General features: G+C 65.3%; 8 protein-coding genes and 1 tRNA gene. 1 reads left to right on the top strand and 8 read right to left on the bottom strand.

Annotated elements, in window-relative coordinates:
- Positions 1 to 84 precede the first annotated feature (84 nt).
- The 7 genes from QX135_RS10130 to QX135_RS10100 all read right to left on the bottom strand — a co-directional run bounded on the left by QX135_RS10130 (position 85) and on the right by QX135_RS10100 (position 23,127).
- The gene (locus QX135_RS10130) at positions 85 to 15,123 is read right to left on the bottom strand and encodes a VCBS domain-containing protein (protein ID WP_316234059.1); all 15,039 of its coding nucleotides are present in this window, start codon (positions 15,121 to 15,123) and stop codon (positions 85 to 87) included.
- A 411-nt stretch (positions 15,124 to 15,534) separates the two neighbouring features.
- Positions 15,535 to 15,885: a hypothetical protein gene (locus QX135_RS10125; RefSeq protein ID WP_316176441.1), complete on the bottom strand. Its 351-nt coding sequence runs from the start codon at positions 15,883 to 15,885 to the stop codon at positions 15,535 to 15,537.
- Between the two features lie 80 nt (positions 15,886 to 15,965).
- The gene (locus tag QX135_RS10120; protein WP_316176442.1) at positions 15,966 to 16,802 is read right to left on the bottom strand and encodes a transglutaminase-like cysteine peptidase; all 837 of its coding nucleotides are present in this window, start codon (positions 16,800 to 16,802) and stop codon (positions 15,966 to 15,968) included.
- A 455-nt stretch (positions 16,803 to 17,257) separates the two neighbouring features.
- Entirely contained in the window at positions 17,258 to 18,592 is a 1,335-nt protein-coding gene (locus QX135_RS10115) for an HlyD family type I secretion periplasmic adaptor subunit (RefSeq protein ID WP_315737542.1), read from the bottom strand.
- Between the two features lies 1 nt (position 18,593).
- Positions 18,594 to 20,789 carry a type I secretion system permease/ATPase gene (locus tag QX135_RS10110; RefSeq protein ID WP_316177230.1) on the bottom strand — a complete coding sequence of 732 codons (2,196 nt, stop codon included), beginning with the start codon at positions 20,787 to 20,789 and terminating at the stop codon, positions 18,594 to 18,596.
- 251 nt (positions 20,790 to 21,040) lie between these two features.
- Entirely contained in the window at positions 21,041 to 22,570 is a 1,530-nt protein-coding gene (locus tag QX135_RS10105; RefSeq protein WP_316176443.1) for a TolC family outer membrane protein, read from the bottom strand.
- A 471-nt stretch (positions 22,571 to 23,041) separates the two neighbouring features.
- Positions 23,042 to 23,127 (bottom strand) — tRNA-Tyr (locus QX135_RS10100).
- A 216-nt stretch (positions 23,128 to 23,343) separates the two neighbouring features.
- Between QX135_RS10100 and rlmB the strand changes: the two genes are divergently transcribed.
- A complete protein-coding gene (gene rlmB, locus QX135_RS10095; RefSeq protein ID WP_316176444.1) occupies positions 23,344 to 24,174 on the top strand; it encodes a 23S rRNA (guanosine(2251)-2'-O)-methyltransferase RlmB in 831 nt (276 codons plus the stop codon).
- 57 nt (positions 24,175 to 24,231) lie between these two features.
- Here rlmB and QX135_RS10090 read toward each other — a convergent pair whose 3' ends face one another.
- Positions 24,232 to 24,744, bottom strand: coding sequence for a hypothetical protein (locus QX135_RS10090; RefSeq protein ID WP_316176445.1), 513 nt, complete (start codon positions 24,742 to 24,744; stop codon positions 24,232 to 24,234).
- Positions 24,745 to 24,748 lie beyond the last annotated feature (4 nt).

Below are 24,748 nucleotides of genomic sequence, written 5' to 3'. Positions count from 1 at the left end.
CAGCGCATCGGCGACGCCGCCTCCATGAGAAAAGGGCCACCTCATGGGCGGCCCTTTGCTTCTGCTTGTCCCAAGCCGGCCGGGTCAGACGTGGACCTGCGTCTGGGCGTGGCTGTTGTCGATGATCATCTTGATCACGTCGTCGCCGGCCGTGAGGTTGCCGCCGGTGTCCTTGATCGTCGCGACGTTGGTCCAGCCGGAGCCGGCGTTGATCTGCAGCGTCAGGTCGCCGTTGTTCAGAACGCCACTGCCGTTGGCCGAGGCCAGGCTGGTGTGCCCGCCGCTGTCGACGAAGCGCACCGCGTCGGCATGGTTGCCGGACACGCTGGCCAAGAGGCCCGAGAGGTCGATGACGTCGCCGGAGGTCCCGGTCTGGAAATCCAGGATGGTGTCGAGCCCGCCGCCGGCGAGATCGCCGGCGTTCCACTTGAACGTGTCGGACCCGCCGTTGCCCGTGAGCTGGTCGGAGCCGGCGCCGCCGATGAGAACGTCAGCGCTGCCCGACCCATTGATCGTATCATTGTAGTTCGAACCGATCACTCCTTCCATATTCTTGTAGCTGTCCGTGCCGAGACCAGGAATGGACACATTCGTTGCGGTCGAGCTCTGAGTCAGCGTCAACGTAAAACCGGCCGTGGCATCCGAGAAGTCGAGCAGGTCGATGCCGACGCCGCCATCGATGGTGTCGTTGCCGCCACCGCCGCGGATGATGTCGTCGCCATCGCCGCCATTGATCGTGTTGGCAACGTTGCTGCCGATCAGGATGTCGTCGCCCGAGCCGCCGGTCACGCGCTCGATATTGGCGATCGAGCTGAAGCCGGTGGCCGTGCCGGCGCCGAGATTGACCGTCACGTCCTCGCTGGTGATGTAGGTCAGCGTATCGCTGCTGCTGCCGAGATCGGCGGTCACGGCCTCGATATTGCTGAGCTTGGTTCCGTTGACGTCGGTGATCACGCCGCCGGCAACCGTGACATAGATCAGATCCTGCGACGACGTCCCCTCGATGACGAACGTGTCGGTGCCGATGCCGCCGTCGACCGTGTCGACGCCGTCGTTGACGCCCCAATAGAAGGCGTCGTTGCCGGAGCCGCCGATGGTGACGTCGTTGCCGATGCCGCCCCGGATGGAGTCGTTGCCGGCGCCGCCGTTGATGTAGTCGTTGCCGGCGCCGCCGAGCAGCGTGTCGTTGCCGCCGAGGCCGTAGATGCCGTCATCGTCGGCGCCGCCGTTGAAGTTGTTGCCGCCGCTCGACCCGATCATCACGTCGTAGCCGTTGTTGGCATTGGCCTCGAGCGGGTTGTCGACAGTGGCGGCGATCGCGTCGCCGTCGTTGGCACTGTAGCCGGACAGCCACGGTGCCGAGCCGACCACCCACGACTTGTCCGACAGCGAGTTGATGGTGAGATTGAGCGCACCATTGTCGAGCGCGTTGAAGGCGAGATAGGTCGACACAGACGACACCGAATCGGTCGCCGTCACCTTGTAGACGTACAGGCCCGCATCGCTGTTGTTCGGATCGCCGGTGAACTGGTTTCCGGTCCGATGGATCCAGCTGTCGTCGCCGGTCGAGCTGTAGACGAGGCTGTAGGTGTAGGTGACCGTCCCCGTTCCACCTGAGAACAGCGTTGCCGCATTCAGGCTGATCACGTTCGGCGAGTCGGTGTTCTGCGACAGCGCATAGCGTCCGTCGGCGCTCGTGGTGTCCACGACGGCCAACGGCGCCGGCTCGTTCGTGCCGTTGATGGTCACGTCGATGACCTGGCTGGCCGTGCCGTCGACCGACTTCACGGTCAGCGTGTCGTGCTTGACGTCGCCATTGTTGAGCGCCTGGACGTTGGCGGCCGAATTGTTCAGCGTATAGCCCCAGGCCCCGGTCACCGCGTTGAAGGTGAAGGTGCCATACGTCCCCGCCAGTGAAGCGGGCGTCTGGAACTGGGCTTCCCCACTATCGACGTCGGTAACCGTCAGGGTCCCGCCGGCCGTCAGCGTGCCGTCCTCCTTGACCGTCCCGCTTGCCGTGCCCGCGATCGACGCCGCATCGTTGACGCCGTTCACCGTGACGGTGACGGTCTGCGTCGTCGTCCCGCCGTGACCGTCATCGATCTTCACCGTGTAGGTCTGATCGATATGGTCGCCGGCGCGCAGCGACTGGATGTCGGCGTCATTGACGGTGAACGTCCAGTTCACCTTGTGGCCGGTATTGTCGACCGTGGCGTTGAACGAGCCGTAGTAGTTGCTGCCGGCCGGTGTCGTGTAGGTCACGGTCTGGGCATCGCCGTCCACGTCGGTGAAGGCGATCGCGCCGGATGCCCGCTCCACGCCCGGTGTCACGACCGTGCTGGGTTGCACCGAGATGTCGTCGATGACGGCACCACCTGCGCTCGCGAACTTGATCGTCGTCGACGTCGAGGTCGCCGTGAACTGGTAGGTCTGCTCCGTCCAGCCAAAGTTCCAGGCGCTGGTCGTCAGAAGGGTCGTTCCGTCGACACCCGATGTCACGGCCGTACCGTAGGTCATCACGTAGAAGTCGACGGTATAGGTCATGCCGACGACGGTGCTGATGGTCTGGCTCATCGAGCTCGATGCGCCGTAGAAATCGGCCGAGCCGCCGTCGGTGCGGCCGCCCACGACGGTGACGGCATGGGCGCCCCCGACCGTCCACGCATCCAGCGTGTAGAAGTTGCCGTTGTAGTAGCCGAACGAGCCGTTCTGGATCAGGTTGCCGCTCGGCGCCGCATAGGAGGCGTCCTCGGTGACGCCTGCCGTGGTCGTTCCGGCTCCGAAGGTCGGCGCGTGGTTCGGCGCCGTGACCGAGCCGGTCTGGCCGCTGGTCACGTTCTCGGCAAAGCCCTGGCCGTCGGTATAGGTGACGTTGGCCGAGATCTTGTGGCCGACGTCGTTGGACCCCAGCGTGTAGGTCGAGCCGGTTGCGCCGTTGATGACGGCGCCGTCCCGCAGCCAGTGATAGACGACGTTCGACGCGGCGCCATCCGGATCGCTGCCGAGATTGGCGGTCAGCGTCTGGCCCTGCGTCGCCGTGCCCGACACCGTCACGCTCGCAGCGCCGTCATTGACCGGCGTGATGGTCAGCGTGAAGGCGTCCGAGACGGCATATTCGCCGTCGCTGGCGTAGACCGTGACGTTGACCGTGCCCGCGAAATTGGCCGGCGGGGTGCCGCTGAAGGTGCCGGTCGTGGCGTCGAAGTGCAACCACGTCGGCAGGTTGCTGCCGTCGCTGAGGTTCGCCGACAGCGTCAGCGGGTTCGCGGTGCCATCGAAGCGGCCATCAACATCGGCAAACGTGTTCGACGGGATGGTGAAGCTGAACGGCTGATCCTCCGCCGAGCTGCGGTCGGTCAGCGCGTTCTGCAGGACCGGCGCATCATTGTTGCCGAGGATCTGGATCGTCACCGTCTTGGCGGTGCCGTCCTCCGTGTAGACCGTGAAGCTGTCGGTCAGCGTGGTTTCGCCTTCCTTCAGCGCCTGGATTCTCGGGTCGTTGTTATAGATGCCGTAGGTCCACCTGCCATCGCTGCCGATATCGTACCAGCCGTAGCCGTTGGCCGTGTTCGAGGACGTCGCCTGCCACACATCGTTGTGCCCGTCGACGTCGGTCGCATTGAGGTCGCCGCGGGCGATGCCGTAGAGCGGGCTGCTCTGGCTGTTGGCGATGCCGCCCTCCTCGGCGATGGTGCCGGTGGCGTCGCCGCTGATCACGGCCGCGTCGTTGACGCCGGTGACCGTGATCTTGAGCGTCGCCGTGTTCGACACCGCGCCCGACGGATCCTTGTCGGTATAGGTGAAGGTGTCCACCGCGGGCACGCCCGCCGCCAGCGCATCGGCCTTGTCGGCGACATAGGTGTAGGAGCCGTCCGAATTCAGCGTCAGATGGCCGTAGGCGCCCTCGATCGAGGTGCCGACGCCCGCCCCCTGCGTCACGCTGCCGGTGCCGGCCACGGCGCCGGACACGACGAGCGAGCTGACGGGGTTGTCGACGTCGGTGTCGGCCACCGAGCCGCCGGTCGAGCCGCGGATGACGCCATTCGCAACTGAGACGTTGAGCGTGTCATCCTCGAGCACCGCATGGGTGTCGGAGTTCGCCACCGGCGGGTGGTTGGCGGGGATGACCTCGACGCTGACCGTCTGGGTGGCACTCAGATTGCCGCCGCCGACATTGCCGTTGTCGTTGATGGTGATCGTGACCGACCCCGGCTGGTCGCTGTTCGGCGTGAACACCGCCGATGCCAGATAGGTATTCAGATCGTTGATCTTGAACCCGCTCATCGCGAGCGTCTGCTCGGCGTTGAAGACGCCGAGCGACGGAATGGACAGCGTGCCGCCGGAGATGTCGAACCTCACGGACTCGACGACATTGCCGTCCGCGTCGGAGAAGGTGATCGCGTTCGCGCCAGTGAAAGCGAACGACGCGCCTTCATCGGCGGTCACGTGCGTCGGGGCATGGATCTCCGGTGCATCGTTGACCGGCACCACGTTGACCGTCAGCGTGCCGATGTCCGTCTGTCCGGCCGCATCACGCACCGTGTAATCCACGGTATCCGCGCCATAGAAGTCGGCCTTAGGCTTGTAGACATAGGTGCCGTCGGCATTGAAGTGAATCGTGCCGCCCTTGGCCGTCGCGAAGTCGCCCGCCACCACGCTCAACGTGTCGCCGGTGTCCGGGTCGCGGTCGTTGTGCAGAACGCCCTGCGTCGGATCGGACACGGTCAACGTCGTGTCCTCGTTCACACTGGCCGTGTCATCCACGGCCGTGGGAGCATCCTCGATCGGGTTGATGTTGATCGTGATCGTCTGCGTCGCGCTCAGATTGCCACCGCCGACATTGCCGTTGTCGTTGATGGTGATCGTGACCGATCCCGTCGCATCGTTATCGGCTGATGGCGTGAACACCGCCGACGCCAGAATGGCGTTCAGATCGCTGATCTTGAACCCGCTCATCGCGAGCGTCTGGCTGGCGTTGTAGACGCCGAGAGACGGGATCGCGAACGTGCCGCCGGAGATGTCGAACCTCACGGACTCGACGACATCGCCGTCCGCATCGGAGAAGGAGAACGCGTTCGCGCCGGTGAAGGCGAATGGCGTATCCTCGTTCGTCGTCACCTGCGTCGGCGCATGGATCTGCGGCGCGTCGTTGACCGGGGTCACCGTGACATCGATCGTCTGCAGTGCGGTGTTGACGACGTCGGTGTGGACGTTGCCGTCCGACAACGTAGCCTGGTCGGTGACCTCCGCGACCACCGACAACGAGAACGTGCCGTTGTAGTTCGCGGGCGGCGTGATCTGCAGCGGGTGGCTGTCGAACGCGGCGATCGCGGCGGCGCTATCGATCACCCACTTGCCGGCGTCAGCGCCGGTTCCGGCATGGCCGACCGAGAAGGTCGCACCGGCCGGATAGCCCGAAATCAGCAGCCGCAGGCTTTCGGAGCCGTCGGTATCGGTGACGGCGGCACTGATGAGCTTCAGGTTGATCGTGGTGTCCTCGGCACCCGAGGCCGGGCCGAGATCCATGAAGCCCAGCGTCAGCGCGTCGGCCTTCGGTGCGACGTCGACCGTGACGTGCGCGGTCGCGGTCCCGCCATCGCCGTCGCTGACCGTGTAATCGAAGCCGGCGACGCCCGAGAAGTTCTTGTCCGGCGTGAACACCGGATTGCCGTTGGAGAGCGAAACGGTGCCGTGCGTCGCGTTCGACACGCCGGTGACGGTTAAGGTGTTGTTGTCGACGTCGGTGTCGTTGTTGAGCAGGCTGAGCAGCGCGTTGACGGTGAGCGGGCTATCCTCACTCGCCTGGACCGCGTCGTCATGAGCCACCGGCGGCGTGTTGAAGACACCCGCGAGCGAACGGGTGCCGTCGGTGAAGGCAAAGCTCTCGTAATTCGTGAACGTATCGGTCAGGCCGTTGTGGGTGACCTGCACGCCGATCAGCGTCACGCCGTCCGTCGCGAACACCTTGGTGTAGGTCGCCTCGGCGAACTTGAAGCCGAACTTCACCGTGTCGCTGTCAGAGCCGCCGTCGGACACAACGCTGGTGTTGCCGGCAAACCGAACGAGATCCAGCGTGTCGTTGCCGGAGCCGCCGTTGAACACGATGGTCGACGGCGCGATCGCCGTGCCGCTGATATCGGTGATCGTCACCGAGTCGCTGGCGGTGCCGCCGGTGATGGTGATGCGCTCGATCTCGTCGGCGCGGATCGTCGCGCCGTTCGGACCGTCATAGCGCACCAGAATGTCGGTGGCGTTGCTAGCGGACGGATCGTTCAGCGTCGGATTGATCTCGGTACCGGTCGAGGTCTTACCGATGGTGAAGTTGCGCGCATTTCCATCGCCCGTGATCGCGAGTACGTCGTAGTTCGGAAAGGTCGTGCCAGACTCCGAGCCGCCGTCGATGACGTCGCTGCCGTCGCCCACCGTGTAGAGGAAGGTGTCGTTGCCAGCGCCGCCGAACAGCCGGTCGCCACCTCCTCCGCCGATGATGATGTCGTTGCCGGCGCCGCCAAACAGGGCATCGCCGCCCACGCCGTTGCCGCCGACCAGAATGTCGTCGCCATTTGAGGCGTGGGCCTCGGTCACGCCGCCGAGCTTGTCGATGCCGACCACCTTGTCGGTCACCGCGGCGCGGTCGGTCACGCTGTGAGCCCCGACCGTCTCGCCGACGACCGTCGCCGCGCTGTCGCCGAGATTGACGAACACCGGCGAATTCGGCGCGTCATAACGCGTCGTGGTCACGGTGCCGGCGGCATCGACCCGGACGGTGAAATTGTTGGTGAAGACGTCGTGATCGCGGTCCTCGACCGCGAAGGCGAAATTGAGGTCGAGATACTGGTCGGCGGCGCTCGAGGTCCCGATCGGCGCGGGGTGATCGAGCGGCTGTAGCAAGGTGAAGTTGTAGGAGCCGGTGCCGGCCTCCGACAGCGTCACCGTGAAGACCGCGGCATCAGCCGCGTTGCCGGTCACCAGACCATTCTGGCCGATGTAGCTGCCACCGCTCATGCGATAGGCGGTCAGCGTCGTGTGATCCGCCGACATCACATAGGTCAGGCCGAAGCCGAGCGATGTCAGTCCGGAGAGCTGGTGGTCGGCTGCATCGTAGACGCGCACCGGCGACGCGCCGAAGAACGTCACCGACGGCCCGGGGCTGTCGCCATCGGCCCCATAGGTGATGCGCAGATCGACCGCGCCGGTCGAGACGCTGCCGGCTGCCTCCGAGATCGCGACGGTGTCGACGTCCTGCGACTGCGGGCTGTCATCGTTGACGGTGATGATGATCTGATCGTGCAGCGCAACGGAATCGCCGTCGGAATCGGTGGCGGTCACCGCCGTCGACAGGTCGAGCGTCAGCGTGTTGTCATGGCCGGTGCCGACGTGGTCCAGCGCGCCCTTCAGACGGAACGAATACTGGCCGGTGTTGGCATCGACCTGGAATTCGAAGATCGTGACGCTGCCAGCCTTGGCGATCAGCGTGTTGTCGACCCCCATGCTGTAGGTCAGCGCCACGCCGCCCGACGTCAGCGACAGCAGCTCGGGCGCGAGGTTGGTCTTCTCGACCGTATAGGTGCCGGGCTTGTCGGCGCCGAACGACACCAGCGAGCTCAGATTGCCGGTGAAGTAGGAATCGTTGCCGTTGCCGTCGCCGTTGAGGTCGCCGCCATGGTTGCCGGTCGCGGTCACCACCGTTCCGTTCGGCAGCTCGCTCTCGTAGACCGCGGCTCTCAACACCGTCGCGGTCGCAACGGGGGTATCGTCGTCGATCGTCACCGCGAATGACGAGCTGGCGCTATCGCCATCCGCATCGGTGGCGGTGAAGCTGAAGGTCAGCTTGACGTCGTTCTCGTTCTGGCCGGCCGGATGATCGACGTGCTTCAGCAGCGTGAAGCTGTAGCTGCCTGCACCGGAATCATCGAGCGAGACCTTGAACACCTGGCTGGCCACCGACGGCGGGTTGCCGTTGGTCGGATTGCTGCCGGTGTAACCATAGACCGTATTGCCGACGACCCAGAGCTTCACCTGGACGCCCTCGACCGTCAGCGCGCCCGCGTCCGACGTGGCGCTCTGGCCGTTGGTGATGCCGCTGAACGCGACCGCGCGGTTCACGCCGCCGCTGTTGTTGTCGTCGGCGCCCCAGGAGATCGCCAGCGAGCCGTTGGCCGCGACATTGGCACCGGCGACGTCGCCGGTGGCCGCTCCGGTGTTGCCGCCGGAAAGCCCATCCTCGTCGACGGTCCCGGCATCAGACGTGCCGATCGCGGGCCGGCCGTTGTCGTCATTGATGGTAACGGTGAAGTTGCCGCCGGAGGCGGTATCGCCATCGGCATCGGTCGCGGTGAAGCCGAGCTTCAGCGACAGTGCATTGGTCTGGCCCGAGCCGACGTGATCGACATTGTCCAGGAGCTCGAAGGTGTAGCTGCCGGAGCCATCGTCGGACAGCGTGATGTGGAACACCTTGCGGTCATTCGTCGTGAGCTGGCCGCCATTGTCGTTGGCGACGCCCCAGATCTCGGTGTCCGACACGCGGATGAACTGCACCGCCGTGCCGTTCGACGTCAGCGTCGGGCTGCCTGCGCCGGCGGTCTTGACCACGTCGCCGGTATGGATCGCGCTATCGAATGCGACGCTGCGATTGGCCGCGCCCGAATTGCTGTCGTCGGCACCCCAATTGATGTTGAGCGCGACATCGGCCGCGGTCTGGGTCTGAAACACCTCCGCGCCAGCAGAGCCGGTGGCGTTCTCGGTCAGCGTCGCGGCGGTCGGCGAACCGAGCACCGGCACGTCGTCCTTGACCGAGACGACGAAGCTGTTGCTGGACGTGTCGCCGTCGCCATCAGTCGCCGTGAAGCTGAACGACAGCTTGACGATGTTCTCGCCGCTGCCGGCGGGATGGTCCAGAGTGCCGAGCAGCTTGAAGTTGTAGGAGCCGTCGTTCTGGTCGCTCAGCGACACTTCGAACACGCGGGCGCCGTGGGCGAGATCGCCGCCGGTGTAGCCGACGAGCACGCCGTTCTCGAAGGTGTACTTCACCGTCTGGCCATCCGACGTCAGCGTCAGATTGCGGCCCGAACTGTCCTCGGCGTCGACATTCGCGCCCGCGCTCGTGTAGCGGAAGGTGACCGAGCGGTCGCCGAGCCCGCCGCCCGAGGTCTTGTTGCTGTCGTCGGAGCCCCAGCTGATGTTGAGGTCGCCGCTGACCGCGGTCGGCTCCTTGGAGGCATCGGTGCCGCCCGGCAGATCGTCCTCATCGACGGTCTTGGCGTCGCCGGCCGCAGCGACCGGCGTGGTGTCGAGCACCGTGACCTTGAAGCTGCTGGTGACGCTGTCGCCGTCGGAATCCGTGGCCTTGAAGCCGAACGTCAGCGGCAGGCTGTCGTCGTTCTGGCCGGACGCCGGGTGGTCGATGTTGTCGTACAGCGTGAACTTGTAGCTGCCATCACCGCTGTCGGACAACTGGATGGTGAAGACGGTGCGGTGATCCGCGGTGACGGCCGTCAGCAAGGTGCCGTCGCTGGAGATCGTGTAGCTGATCGCCGAGCCGTCGGAGGTCAGGCCCGTGGCGCCGGCGGCAGTGGTGAAGGCCACCGCGCGGTTGTGCCCCACGCCCGTATTGTTGTCGTCGGCCCCCCAGGAAATGTCGAGGCTGCCGGTCTGGACCGTCGAGTTCGATGCATCCGGATGGCTGGTGTCGTAGCCGTCGGTCGGCAGGCTGGCCTCGCTGACGGTCTCGTCCTCGGCGCAGCCGACGGTCGGCACGTCGTCGGTCACCGCCACCGTGAAGCTGCTCGCGGAGCTGTCGCCGTCGGAATCGGTGGCCTTGAAGCCGAAGCTCAGCGCCAGGCTGTCGGTGCCCGACTTGCCATGGTCGAGGTTGTCGAGCAGCGTGAACTTGTAGCTGCCGTCGCCGTCATCGCTCAGCGTGACGGTGAAAACGGTGCGGTGATCGGTGGTGACCGCGCTCAGCGTGGTGCCGTCGGACGAGACCACATAGCTGATCGCATAGCCGTTGGACGTCAGCCCTTCCGGTGCGGTCGTGTCGAAGAACGCCACCGAGCGGTTGTTGGTCGCGCCGGAATCATTGTCGTCGGCGCCCCAGGAAATCGCGAGGCGGCCGGTCTGCACGGTGGAGTACGGCGAATCCGGGAACAGGACGTCGTAGAGATCGGTCGGAAGGTTGGCTTCGCTGACGGTCTCGCTCTCGGCGTGCCCGATCGTCGGGACGTCGTCGACCACGGTGACGGTGAACGTGCTGCTGCTCGAATCGCCGTCGGAATCGGTCGCGGTGTAGTCGAACGTCAGCTTGACGACGTTGCTGCCCTGCCCGGCCGGATGATCGAGATTGCCGAGCAGCTTGAAGGTGTAGGTGCCGGTACCGTCGTCATCGAGCGAGACTTCGAACACGCGCTGCCCGAAATTGAGGCTGTTGCCGGTGTAGCCGACCAGCACGCCATGATCGAAGGCGTATTTCACCTGCTGACCGTCCGAGGTCAGGCCGCTGAGGCCGACATCGCTGCCGTTGGTCACATGGACGTCGGCGGCAGCGTTGGACGTGTTGGCGAAGCGGACCGAGCGATCGGCGGCGCCGCTGTCGTTGTTGTCGGCACCCCATTTGATGTTGAGCGCGCCGGTCACCTGGGGATCGCGGCTGCCGCCATCGTGGCCGCCGAAATCGGGGCCGCAATCGCCGCCACCGGAGTTGAGATCGGCTTCGCTGATGCTCTTGGCCGCCCCGGTATGCGCCTCCGGGCTGTCGTCGTTGACGCTGACCTTGAACGTGCCGCTGACCTGATCGCCGTCGGAATCGGTGGCGACGTATTTCAACGTCAGCGCGATGCTGTCCTCGGTGTTGGGCACCGGGTGGTCGAGATTGTCGAGCAGCGTGAAGCTGTAGGACCCGGAATCGAGGTCGGACAGCTTCACAGTGAACACGGCGGCATTGGCCTTGTTGCTGGTCCAGTTGCCGTTGCCGTCGATGTAGTGCTGTCCGTCGAAGCGGTAGGCCGTGATCAACGTGCCGCCTTCGCTGACGCCGTAGGTCAACGCGACGCCGTTCGAGGTCAGGTGCTGCGCGGCGAGCGTCGTGGTGGCGTCGGATGCGAAGGTGACGGCGCGGTCGCCGTTCACCGATGACGCACCGGTGATCCCGACATTGCCGAGATTGTTGGCGCTGTCGCTGCCCCAGGAGATGCCGAGATCGCCCGTTGCGACCGTGTTCTGGCCGGGAACATCGCCAGGTCCGCCGGCGAGCCCGGTGGCTAGCCCGTCCTCATCGACCACGCCGGTGGCCATCTCCCGGTTCAGCACTGGCGCGTCGTCGTTGATCTTGACCTTGAAGGTGTCGGAGACCGCATCGCCATCCGAATCCGTGGCGACGAAGCCGAGGGTGAGCGTGACGTCGTCCTCGGTGTTGTGGGCCGGATGATCGACGTTGTCGATCAGCGTGAAGCTGTAGGACCCCTGCCCCTGGTCGGACAGCGACACCGTGAACACCGCAGCCGTGGCCGGATCACCGGTGGCATGGCCCTCGCCGTCGACGTAGGTGTGATGCGCTTCATCGTAGCGGTAGGCGGTCAGCATCGTGCCGCCGGCGGACACGGTGTAGGTCAGCGCGACGCCGTTCGACGTCAGATGCTGGGCGGTAAGCGTCGAGACCACGTCGACGGCGAAGGTGACGGCGCGGTCGCCGTTGACCGGCGCACCGTTGATGCCGCCGTCGACATGGCTGTTGGCGCTGCCGGCGCCCCAACGGATGCCGAGAAAGTCGGTCACCGTCAGATTGGCGCCCGCAGCGTCGTTGCCATCCGCGTAGGAATTGCCGGGATTGCCGAGACCATCCTCGTCGACCACGGAGTAGCTGACGCGCTCGCCAAACACCGGGGCGTCGTCATTGACCTCGACATTGAAGCTGCCGTGGATTGCGTCGCCGTCGGAATCGGTGGCAACGAAGCCGAAATACAGCCCTTGATTATCCTCGCTGCCGTGGACCGAATGGTCGAGATTGCCGGTAAGGTTGAAGGTGTAGGAGCCGTTGTCCAGATCCGACAGCGAGACGGTGAACACCGTGGCGCTGGCGAGGTCCTCCGTCGGCTTGCCGTTCGCGTCGACATAGGTCTCGTGGGCGGCATCGTAGCGATAGGCGGTCAGCAGCGTGCCGTTCTCGGAGACCTGATAGCTCAGCGCAATCCCGTTCGACGTCAGCCCCAGCTCCTCGAGCGAGGGAACCGTGTCCGCGGCGAAAGTGACGGCGCGATCGCCCTTGACCGACGCGCCATCAATGCCGCCGTCGACATGGCTGTTGGCGCTATCGGCGCCCCACAGGATGGCGAGCGTCTTGGTCACCGTCAGATCGGCGCCGGCGACGTCGCTGCCTTCCACGTAGCTGTCGCCGGCATTGCCGAGGCCGTCCTCGTCGACCACACCGGCGCTCGGCGCATCGCCGAACACCGGCGCGTCGTCGTTGACTTTCAGGGTGAAGCTGTCGGTCACCGCGTCACCGTCGGAATCCGTGGCGACGAAGCCGATGTTGAGCGTGATGTCGTCCTCGGTGCCGTGCACCGGGTGATCGAGATTGCCCTTCAGCTCGAACGTGTAGGAGCCGTGATCCTGATCGGACAGCGCCACGGTGAACACCGTCGCGTGGGCCGAATCCGTCGGCTTGCCGTCGGCGCCGACATAGGTCTCATGCTCGGCGTCGTAGCGATAGGCCGTGAGCAGCGTTCCGTTGTCGGACACGACGTAGGTGAGACCGAAGCCGTTCGAGGCGAGATTCTGGGCGTCGAGCGTCGCGACCACGTCGGCCGCGAAGGTCACGGCGCGGTCGCCGTTGACCGGCGTGCCATCGATGCCGCCATCGACATGGCTGTTGGCGCTGTCGGCGCCCCAGCGAATGCCGAGCGTATCGGTGACCTTCAGGTCTTCGCCATAGGCGTCGCCGTCATCCTTGTAGCTGTTGCCGGCGTTGCCGAGGCCGTCCTCGTCGACCACCGAATAGCTCGGCTTCTCGCCGAAGCTCGGGGCGTCGTCATTGACCTTCACCGTGAAGGTGTCGGTGATCGCATCGCCATCGGAATCGGTGGCGACGAAACCGATGTTGAGGGTGATGTCATCCTCGGTGCCGTGCACCGGGTGATCCAGGTTGCCCGACAGCGCGAAGGTATAGGAGCCATGACCCTGGTCGGACAGCGACACCGTGAACACCACGGCGCCCGACAGCCCCTCGCCTTCCAGCGGCTTGCCGTTGGCATCGACATAGGTCTCGTGCGCGGCATCATAGCGATAGGCGGTCAGCACGGTGCCGTTCCCCGACACTTCGTAGCGCAGGGCAAAGCCGTCGGAGGTCAGATCCTGCGCCTCGAGCGAGGCCACCACGTTTGCGGCGAAGGTGACGGCGCGGTCGCCGTTGACCGGCGTTGCGTTGATGCCGCCGTCGACATTGTTGTTGGCGTCGTCGGAGCCCCAGCGGATTCCGAGCGTATCGGTGACCGTCAGGTCTTCGCCATAGGCGTCGCTGCCATCGGCGTAGCTGTTGCCGGCATTGCCGAGACCGTCTTCGTCGACCACCGAATAGCTCGGCTTCTCGCCGAAGCTCGGGCCGTCATCGGCGACATTGACGGTGAAGGCGCTGTTGACGGGGTCGCCGTCGGCGTCGGTCGCGACCACCTTGAAGGTCAGCGGCAGCGACGCGTCGTTGGCGCCGTTGTGGTCGATATTGTCGGACAGGGTGAAGGTGGCGCTGCCGGAGCCGGTGTCGGACAGCGACACGGTGAAGATGGTGCGCGCGCCCTCACCCTCACCTGCGGTCGCGATGATCTCGGTGCCGTTAGCCGACAGCGTGTAGGAGATGGCCTCGCCGTTCGAGGTCAGGCCCAGCGCCTGCAAGGTCGCGATCTCGGACGCGTCGAACACCAGCGAGCGGTCGCCGTCGACCACGGTCCCGTTGGAGCCGCCATCGACCTTGCTGTTGCCGTTGTCGGCGCCCCAGCCGATGTGGAGATCCACGCTCGCCGTGGTCGGCTCGAAGCCGTCGCCGCCCACGACCTTGGCGACGGGCTCGCTCTCGCCGCCGCCTTCACTGGCGCCGCCGGTGTGCTCGGCGACATTGATCGCCTCGACGGTGCCGGCGACCGGCGAATCGTCGTTGACGCCGATCACGATCGTCACCGGCGCGGTGTCGCCGCTGCCGTCGATGGCGATGACGTTGATGGTGAGGTTCAGCGTGTCTTCGGTCCCGAAGACCGGATGATCGAGCGGCTGCAGCAGCGTGACCGTATAGGTCCCCGCGATCGTCGCGTTGGCGTCGAGCGTGACGGTGAAGACCTGGTTGGCGACGATCGAGGGATCACTGCCGATATAGCCGATCAGCTCCGGCTGGCCGTTGACGGTGGTGATCGCAAAATGCACCTCCTGGCCGCCGGACGTCAGCCCGGCAAGACCAGGCTGTGACGCCGCAAACGCAAAGGCGCGGCCGATCACGTCGGTGCCGAAGTCGACGTTCAGCGAACCGGTAAAGCTCGTCGCCACGCCGCCGATGTCGCCGCTGCCGCCGGGCCGGCCTTCGGACAGGCCGTCCTCATTGAGCACCACGCTGTCGGCGACGCCGGCAATCGGCGTCGGATTCGGCGTGACCGGATTGTCGCCGAATTTGGTGGTGGTGTCCTCGGCTCCCAGCAGCCCAAGCGGCGTGCCGCCGATCAGCGCATCGATCTTGAACGTCCCGAAGTTCGCTCCGGCAGGCACGCCCGGCGCACCGGGCGTTCCCGCGGCGGGCAGCACCGACTGGTCGGTGGTGATGGGAAACAGCTCGGCGAACTGATCGCCATTGATGATTCGGTCGGGGCCGACCTCGAAGCTGACGTCCTTCAGCGCGGCGCCGTTGGTATCGAAAACCGGGTCGATGGACACCGTCGACTGATTGTCGAACAGGATGATGAGGCGGTTGCCGATCTTGACGAAGGTCAGCCGCTCGCTGGCGATGTCGCTGAAATCGATCTGGCTCTGACCGTCGAGGTGAACCGTAATGGCTTGGTTGCCCGGCGGTTTGCCGATCTTGAGGTGCTTTGCAGAGGCGCTGGATGGCTGCGAGGACGTGCCGGTCAACTGGGCCAGCAGGACAGGAGCATTCATGCGCCAAAACCTCCAAATATGGGGCGCTTTGGTGGCGCTCCCATTTCTATCGTTAAACTATTATTAAACGAGAATACGGGTCAATATTACCGGTTCTTGTTAATCAGACTTTAGGGACTTTGGGTAAATGCAGTCAAGTGCAGCGGCATTTATGAAGGTAAATTAGTCCGCGCCTATGCTTCCGCGCTACGCATGGCGCAGCCGGAAAGACAAGATTAAATCGGGTTTTGGCCTGGAGAATTACTACTGATCCGCAGTTGTTCCGCGCGCAATACTTGCGGAACACCACGCACGCTGTCGTGAATATGAGCTGAGCGCCATGAAATGGCCGAAATGGAACTCCGCCTCTCGCGAATTATTTGCGAAAGGCGGAGCCTATTCTTGAAAGAGGTTGTGCAGCGGCAGAATGCCTCAGATGCGGCTGACCACGCAGGCGACCGGTTCATATTTGCGCAAATACAACAGCGCCTGGTCACCGATGCCATCGAGCCACACGCCGCGGCCCGCGTAGCGATAGCCGTCGCCCATCGGAACGAGACGGACCGGAATCGCGTGGCGAGGATGGAGGTAGAGTTGCGCGGTGACGATCTCGCCCGGCGCGAGCACGGGACGAGAGCGCAGCACGTAACTGCCGCCATTCTCGCAGGCGATCGCAAACGCCGCGCCCGGCAGCACCACGGCGTCGGCCCGCGCGCTGCCGATCATCCCACCGATCGCCGACAGGACCACTGCCCCGCAAACCATGACTTGCTTGATATTCACCGCGGCCCCCTGCTCGCCAGCTTCCCAGCGTGCATTAAGACCGCAAACGGCGCCGGCTACAAGTCGTTCGGCTGCGACATTCAGAGCAGCAACGGCCGGCCCGGATCACGGCCGCCGCCGATGTCGGCTTCGGCCGCCGGCGTGACGTCGCTCTCGCTTTCGTGGTGCGGCCGCTCGGCATAGGGCGCCGCGAACAGGCTGACGCCGCGGTGATCGATTGCAAACAGCGGCATGAAGGACTGCAGATCTCGTCCTTCCATCAGAGCGGCCCGCCGATTGTCGAGCACGAACCACTTGCCCTCGAGCCGGACTGCGACGACGGCGTGATCCTGCCTTACGGCGAGGTCCCGGACCAGCAGCAGCTTGAGATCGGATTCCGGCGTTCCCGCCGCCAGCAACAACGCGTATTTCGCGATCGCGTAGTCCTCGCAGTCACCGAGGCCGCTGCGCAAGGTCTGCAGTGGCGAACTCCAGACGTCCGGCAGGCCGTGTTGCTGATCGTCGCTGACGTAGCGCACCGCCTGGTTGACGCCGCGATTGATGATTTCCGCGCGTGCACGACCTGCGCTGGCGGCAGCCGCCGACCGCATCAGCGCAACGAAGAAGCGCTCCGACGCCGAGCAACGCGCGTCATCGCCGTTGCAGCGGTCGGTCGACATCCGCTCGCTCGCCATCGCAGCCTGGATGCCGCGCCATTTCACCCACAGCACGCCTTCGGGTGCGCGGAACGTCATCAGGCCGAACGGCTCGTCGCTGGGATTAGCGACCGCCGGCCCCTGCGGGGCGTCGCTGACTGATCCGGCGCGGCCGGCCGGGTCGGTCGATGCCACTTCCACAGGCCCGGAGGCCGCGCGACGCAGGCCGTCGTGCTTGGCGAGCACGGCATTGATGGTGAAGAAACGGACGGGCGGCGGCACCGGCAGCGCGCTATCCGCAGTGCCCTGCGGAGATCTACGATTTGAAGTCTCGGCAAACGCAGCGCCGGCACAACCGGCCACGACCGACAACACAAGCGCAAGCCCCAGCGCGCGCGGGAGAGCCCGCGGCCGATCGATCCGCAACATCAGTGACGCCCCGTATGCTCCGGGGCATCGGCCGACGTCATCGCGTCGATCCCTGTCCCGGTTGTTGTCGGATCAGGGATAGGGCCGGCGCGGCTTCGGGCCGGTTAAACCGCGGTGATGTTCGCGGCCAAGCTGCGAACGCGACTAATCGCGGCCGACCAAATCGCGTCGCATTTGAACGATTCAGAATTTGGTAACGCAGGCCGGCTCGCTCAGCCGCGGATCAGCGCAGCGACTTCTGGGATCTCACATACTTTTCGCGGAGAACCGGGTATCGCTGCACTCACACGAGCTGGCCGCGCCTGCGCTCAGCGCTCGCGCAGCGCCTCGTCGCGCAGCATGCGGGCAGGCTTGACCAGATAGTCCAGCACCGATTTCTTGCCCGTCAGGATCTCGACGGTCGCGACCATGCCCGGGATGATCGGAAGCGGCTGCTGGGCGGTGCCGAGGTGGTTCTTCTCGGTGCGCACCATCACCCGATAGAAGGTCTCGCCACGCTCGTTCTTGTCGCCCTTCTCGTCGGTGATGGTATCGGCGCTTATGCGCTCGACGCGCCCGTGCAAGGAGCCGTACACCGAGGAATCATAGGCGCTGAGCTTGACCACCGCCTCGTGGTTGGGACGGATGAAGGCGATGTCCTGCGGACGGATGCGGCCTTCGACCAGCAGCGTGTCATCGAGCGGCGTGATCTCCATCAGGCTGGCGCCTGGCGCGACCACGGCGCCGATGGTGGTGACGTTGAGCCTGTTGACTATGCCGCGCACGGGCGAGCGCAGTTCGGTCCGCCGCACCCGGTCCTGGGCCGACTTGATGTTCTCGTCGAGCACGGCGAGATCGCCGCGCGACTTGGCGAGATCGTCCTCGGCCTGGGCGCGAAACGCCGTGACGATGTTGAGCCGGCGCGCGCGCGCCTCCTGCACGGCGGCCTCGGTCTTCACGATGCTCGCCTGCACCACCGCGAGCTGCCCCCGCATGTCGGTGGCCTGGCGGTCGGCGCGGAGCATCTCGATCTCCGGCACCACCTTCTGGTCGAACAGCTTGCGGGTCAGCCCCAATTCGCGATTGAGCAGTGCCAACGTCTCCGAGAAGCGCTTCTCGGTGGCCCTGAGCTCGTCGATCTCCTTGCTCTTCTGCTGCTCCTGCTGCTGCACGACGTCGATGTCCTGCGCGAGCTTGCGCGCATGGGCGTCGAACACGGCGCGCTCGGTCTGCACCGCGCGCGGGGCGTCCGCGACGAGCTCCTCGGGAAACTCGACCGGGCTGCGGCCCTCGGTTTCCGCCGCCAGCCGGATCACCCGCGCCGCCATCGCGCCGCGGCGCTCGCGGATCTCGCCGAACTGCGACGCAAAATTGGTGTCCTCGATCCGCGCCAGGGGCTGATCCTTTTCGACGATTGCGCCTTCCTGCACTAGGAGATCGGCGATGATGCCGCCTTCCAGCGATTGAACCACCTGGGTCTGGCGCGACGGCACGACCTTGCCATTGCCGCGCTTGACCTCATCGAGCACGGCGAAATGCGCCCAGATCAGGAAGGTGAAGAACAGGCCGAGCGAGGCCAGCAGCAGCATCCGCGCCGTCTTCGGCGTGCGCAGTTCGACGGCAGCCCTGATGTCGTTGGAGAACGCGAAATCGCTGAGCGCCATGTCACCGCGTCCCCTGGACCGGCTTCATCGCGGGGCTCGCGGCCGGCGCCGCCGCGGACTGCTGCGGACGCAGCATGGTGAGGATCTGCGCGGTCGGACCGTCGGCGACGATCTTGCCGGAGTCGAACACCAGGATGCGGTCGACCAGCGACAACAACGAAGGCCGGTGGGTCGAGACGATGATGGACATCTCGCCCGCCTTATCGCCCTTGGCCAGGACCTTCAGGCGCTCGAGGAATTCGCCCTCGCTGCGGACGTCGAAATGCGCAGTCGGCTCGTCGAGGAACAGCACGCGCGGCTTGCGGATCAGGACGCGCGCAAGCCCGATCGCCTGCTTCTGCCCGCCCGACAGGCTGCGGCCGCCTTCGGCGATCATCATCTCATAGCCCTGCGGGTGGCCGGCGATGAAGGTTTCGACGCCGGCGAGCCGCGCTGCCTCGAGCACCTCCTCATCGGTCGCCGCCGGACGGCCGAGCGTGATGTTGTCGCGCAGCTTGCCGTAGAACAGGTCGGTGTCCTGCAGCACGAAGCCGATGCCGGCGCGCAGATCGGCCGGGTCGTACTGCTGGATGTCGATCCCGTCGATCAGGATGCTGCCTTCGGTCGGCGGATAGAACGCAGTGGCGAGGCGGCCGACGGTGGTCTTGCCCGAGCCGACCCGACCGATGATGCCGATCTTCTCGCCCGGCTTGATATCGAAGGAGACGTTGTCGAGCGCCTTGGTCTGGCTTCCCGGATAGGAGAAGCTGACGTTCTTGAACTGGATGCGGCCCTGGTTGATCTCACGCGCGACGTAGATCTTTTCCGGCGGACGCTCACGGTCCAGGGACATCAGCCGGTCGATCGAGCGCAGCGCCGACGTCGTCTGTGTGAAGCGCGTCATCAGGCCGGCGATGCCTGCGATCGGACCGAGCACGCGACCCGACAGCATGTTGGCCGCCACCAGCGCGCCGACCGAGAGCTTGCCGTCGAGGATCAGGAACACGCCGACCACGACCAGCAGCAGGCTGCAGAACTGGCTGGCGACGCTCGCCGCGGTCATGGCCATCGACGCCCAGAACTGGACGTCCTCGCTGGAGCGCGCCTGCGCCGCCACCGAGCGCTCCCACACCGTCTGCACCCGGCTCTCGCCGGCCACCGCGCGGACCGTCTCCATTCCGTTCAGCGATTCCACCAGAATGCCGTGACGCGCGGCGGACTGCGCCTGCATCTGCCGCATCGCGCGTTCGAGCGGCCGCTGGATCAGCAGCCCGACGGCGATCATCACCGGCAGCATCAGCAGCGGAATCCAGGCGATGGGACCCGCGATGATGAACAGCACGATGATGAACACGACCGCGAACAGCATGTCGGTCGCCGACACCACGGTGCCGGAGGTGAAGAACTCGCGAACCGAATCAAAGTCGCGCAGCTGGTTGGCGAGGATGCCGACCGACGGCGGCCGCTTGTCCATCTTCAGCGACATCACGTGCTCGAAGATGTTGGCGGCAAGCACCACGTCGATCTTCTTGCCTGTCATGTCGATGATGCGGCTGCGCACCACCTTGAGCAGGAAGTCGAATCCGATGGCGAGGAGAAGGCCGATGCCGAGTGCGACCAATGAGGGGATCGCGCCGTTCGGGATCACGCGGTCGTAGACGCTCATCGTGAACAGCGGCGCGGCCAGCGCCAGGATGTTGACGATGAACGCGGCGATCGCGACATGGCCGTAATTGGCGCCGAAGCGGCTGACCACCGACCAGAACCAGTGCGTCTTCGGCACCTCGCCGGCTGCCGCCACGCGCGGATCGGCGACTGTGGCGGGCCGCACCAGATAGGCGAAGCCGACATATCGCGCCGCGACCGCCTCGAAGCGCTCGATCGCCGGCTGTTCACGACGCGAGGGATCGACGATGGTGAGGCGGCCGGCGGCCTCGTCGATCGTCAGCAGGATGCGCGTGGTGCCGTCGTGAAACATCAGCACGCAAGGCAGCACCAGCGCGGGGATCTCGCTCAGCGGCCGTTCGACCAGTTGCGCCTCGAGCCCGGCCCGCTGCGCGGCGCGCTCGTAGAGCGCGATGCTGAGCACGCCGCTGTCGAGCGGCAGTCCGGATAGCAGCGCGCTGCGGCTCAATGCGCGGCCATGATGAGCTGCGAGGTAAAGCAGACTGTCGCTGAGAGGATCAGTTGCTGCTGCGGCTGCGCTCATCTGCGGCATCACGTGGGCCGTCTCTTCGAGCTCGAACCTTGTCGGACGAATATTCAACGACGCCTCGAAAACCCATCTGGCCCACCGAGCAGCGCGGACCTGCACCCATTGCTTCTTGCTAATAATTTGCCTTAGCCCAATTCTTTGGCTCGCACCTGGCTTTTTCAAGATTTTTACAGGTGCTTCTCGACAATCTCGGCGCAAAGTAAATGCGTATGGTGAAAAGCCGGCGCGACATGCACCGGCTTTGTTAGTCTCACCTATTTCGGCGCGCGCCCGTTGGGGCTCTGAGCGAATCCGCCGTACTTTCCGGACGCGACGAACAGTGTCGTATCCTCAGGATCGCTCGAGGCCCACCGATCGCCAAAGGTAATCGGCGCAGGATGCTTCGGCGTACCAGCATGCAGGCCGAACATCGGCACCGGACCGGCGGAGTTCAGCGGCTGCGGTCCGGGCGCAGGCGCGCTCAGCCGAACAGGCGCCAAGCTATAGCCGATGAAGCCGCTCGGCGTGTCCACCGGCTCGGTCTCCGGAGGATGCCCGGTCTTCAGGTAGTTGAGCATCTGGCCCATCGCGGCGAGCAGCTGATAGTCAGCGAACACAACCACACCGCGCGCCGACACCAGCGACACGTTGGCATTGAAGTACTGGTTCTGCGAGTTCAGGAGATCGATCAGCGTGCGCTGGCCGAGTTCGTATTCCTTGTTGTAGGCGACGAAGGTGCGACGGGCTGCTTCGACATCGCGCACGAGGGCGGCGACGCGATCGGCGGTGATGATCCGGGCCGCCCAGGCCTTGTCGATCGACTCCAGCGCATCGCGCTGCAGCCGAGCGTGCTTCTGCTGCTCCTGGATCATCCGCTGCGCGGCTTCCTCACGGCGCCAGCTGTTCTGACCGCCGTTGAAGATATCCCAGGACGCAACGACCTTGCCGCTGACCTCGTCGTAGCGATTGGTGTAGGTGATCGATTCCTTGCCGGTCGTCGCGCGGCCTTCGAGCGAAAGCGTCGGCAGGAAGGTGCCGGTCGTCGCATCGAAGCCCCGCTTGGCAGCCGTCACATCCGCCGCGGCGGCGCGCAGGGTCGGATTGAACTTGTAGGCGATGTCGAGCGATTCCGCCTTGTCTCTCGGCATGTCGGACAGCCGGCCCGGGAAACGCAGGTTATAGGGCTCGACGCCGATGACCTTGCGGTACTTCGCCCGCGCCACTTCCAGGCTGAGACGGAATTCTTCGAGCACGGCCTGCGCTGCAGCGACCCGCTCCTCGGCCTGCTGGGTGTCGCCCTCGCCGGCCCGGCCGCCCTGGAAACGGGCCAGCACGTTCCTGCGCAGCTCGAGATGAACCTTGAGGTTCTTCTCGGCCAGCGCGACCAGCCTGGAGTAGCGCACCACGTCGACATAGGCCTCGGCGGCATCGAGACCGATCAGCTCGGTTCGCTCCAGCACGCGGTACGCGGCGGCATCGACCCGCGCGGCCTGGCGCCACACTTCATTGATCGAGGAAAAGCCATCGAACAGCAACTGACGGACCACCACGCCGGCCTCGCGGCCGCGCAGGTAGCGGCCATTATTGGCCGGCGCCGGTGAAACATACTGCTTGAGCATCTCGGGCCCGGCGCTCGCATCGAGCCGGACCTGCGGCAGCAGCGTCCCCTGGGACTGGCGAAGCTCGGCTTCGGTGGCCCGCCGACTGGCGGCGGCCTCCCCGACACCGGGATTGGTCTTCACCGCCTGGTTGATGGCGTCCTGGATGGTGAACGGCTCAGCGCCCAATGCCGGGCTAAAGCTCATTCCCACAACACATATCAAAATCGGTGTATATATGCTCTTGAACATATGGAACCGATAACAAACGTGAGATCAGCTCGCAACGCGACTCGCCACAGTTGCGACGAAAAACCGCCCGGTTGTGGCAGAATAGCTACGCTCCGCCATATTCTTCGAGGCGAAGGATTCATGATTCTGAAGAAAAATCAATGCGATGGGGATGACGCGAAGCCGACGCGGTTGATTTAAAGCCAGCTATTTTTCTTTCATAAAGAAAATCTCGCGACAGAGAATGTCGCGTTTTCCGTGATTGCTTCAATATATCGATCGCTCTCGCGGCATTAACTCGGCTGTGGCAACCGGAACGTCACCCCGCGAGGGCGGACCGGCAACAAGCGATCAGTAGCCCACCGCTCCGTCTGCAGGGAATGCGGCGGCAATGCCCAGGGGGTCCCCGATCCTTGCAAAATCTCACGGAGCTGAGAGGCAGTAAGTTGGTGGGGGAGGCAGGACTCGAACCTGCGAAGCCATGAGGCGGCTGATTTACAGTCAGCTCCCTTTGCCACTCGGGACACTCCCCCGTATCGACGGCAATTCGGGCCGGCCGCGGAACAGCAGCGTCGGGACCATCAGCGCCATGGAGACGGTAAGACCGCGGGGCCCGGATGAGTGGGCGCGCGCGGCCGGGGTCGTTATGATCGAACCCGCCCCTCGAAGTCAACCAAGGGACGACGAATTTTCCCGTCTCAGCGGTGCCAAATTGCCAGAATCCGCAGGCCGTGACAGAAGCTCGGGCCATGAGCGAACGCGACCGAAAGCCACCTTTTCGCCGTCCGGGCGGTAAATTCTCCGGCAAACCGCGCGGATTCGAGCGCCCCCAGCCGTGGCGGGAGCGCGGTCAGGACTCGGATGGCCCCGTCATTCTCTATGGCTGGCACACCGTGACCCTGGCGCTGGCCAATCCGAAGCGGAGGATTCGCAAGCTTTACCTGACCGAGAACGCTGCCCGCCGGCTCGCCGACGAGCGGATCGAGACAAGGGTGACGCCCGAGATCGTGCGTCCCAGCCAGATCGACCAGCGGCTCGGTCCGGACGCTGTGCACCAGGGCCTGTTGGCGGAGGCCGATCCCCTGCCCTCGCCGGACATCGACACGCTCGCGGCCGAGGGGCTGATCCTGGTGCTCGACCAGATCACCGATCCGCACAATGTCGGCGCCATCCTGCGCTCGGCGGCGGCGTTCGGCGTGAAGGCCGTCGTCACCACCGGGCGCCACAGCCCCGAGGCCACCGGCGTGCTGGCCAAGTCCGCCTCCGGCGCGCTGGAGCTGGTGCCGATCGTCACGGTGCAGAACCTCGCCCGCGCGCTGACGCGGCTGAGTGAGCGCGGCTTTCAGACAGTGGGGCTGGACAGCGCGGGCGAGGAGGACATCGCGGCGGTCGCCTTGCGCGAGCCGCTCGCGCTGGTGCTGGGCGCCGAGGGCAAGGGCCTGCGGCAGTTGACGCGCGAGACCTGCAGCGTCGTGGCACGGCTCGACATGCCCGGCGCCATCAAGAGCCTCAACGTCTCCAATGCCGCCGTGCTCGCACTCTATGTCGGCGCGACCCGCATCGGATTGATGCCGAAATGACGAAGCGCCCGCGCGCATGCGGCGCGCGGGCGCTGGCGTGAACGAAGGTGCGGCTGATCAGTAGTAGCGGCGCAGCACGCGCTGGCCGTGATAATAAGGCGAGGCGCCCCAGCGATAGGCGTGGCGGGGCTGGGCATATACCACTTCGGGGGCGACGCGGGTCGCCTCATAAGCATGCCGGCGGTGGTGATAGCGATAGACCGGGAGCGCCTGCTCCTCATAGGCCGGATACGGCGCGAAGGCGCCGGGACCGCTGTAGGTCGGACCCTGGTTGACATAGTAGTACTGCCGCGTCGGCTCGGGCAGCCGCTCATAGCTCGCGCCGCAGGCGCCGCAGCCGTGACCATAGGTGTAGCCGGGCTGATAGAAGTATTGCGGCTGATACGTCACCGTGGGCTGGTAGGTCACGGTCGGCTGATAAGTGACCGTCGGCTGATAGGCGACCTGCGGCGCGCACGGCGTGGCGTAGCCGCACGGCGCGCAGGCGGAGGCGCCGCAGGCGGCGGCCGGCGCGCTGCCAGCGACGGCCAGACCGGCAATGGCGACAAGTCCTGAAATTATTCCACGCATAACT

The organism is Bradyrhizobium sp. SZCCHNR1098 (assembly GCF_032489375.1).
Classification (GTDB): Bacteria; Pseudomonadota; Alphaproteobacteria; order Rhizobiales; family Xanthobacteraceae; genus Bradyrhizobium.
Note: the sequence above shows the minus strand (reverse complement) of the source record. Positions and strands in the feature narration are given on the sequence as shown.

Coding starts and splice junctions, on each gene's coding strand:
- QX135_RS10110 (WP_316177230.1), bottom strand. CDS start 20,789: ATGCCGCAGATGAGCGCAGCCGCAGCAGCAACTGATCCTCTCAGCGAC.
- QX135_RS10115 (WP_315737542.1), bottom strand. CDS start 18,592: ATGGCGCTCAGCGATTTCGCGTTCTCCAACGACATCAGGGCTGCCGTC.
- QX135_RS10105 (WP_316176443.1), bottom strand. CDS start 22,570: ATGAGCTTTAGCCCGGCATTGGGCGCTGAGCCGTTCACCATCCAGGAC.
- QX135_RS10090 (WP_316176445.1), bottom strand. CDS start 24,744: ATGCGTGGAATAATTTCAGGACTTGTCGCCATTGCCGGTCTGGCCGTC.
- QX135_RS10130 (WP_316234059.1), bottom strand. CDS start 15,123: ATGAATGCTCCTGTCCTGCTGGCCCAGTTGACCGGCACGTCCTCGCAG.
- rlmB (WP_316176444.1), top strand. CDS start 23,344: ATGAGCGAACGCGACCGAAAGCCACCTTTTCGCCGTCCGGGCGGTAAA.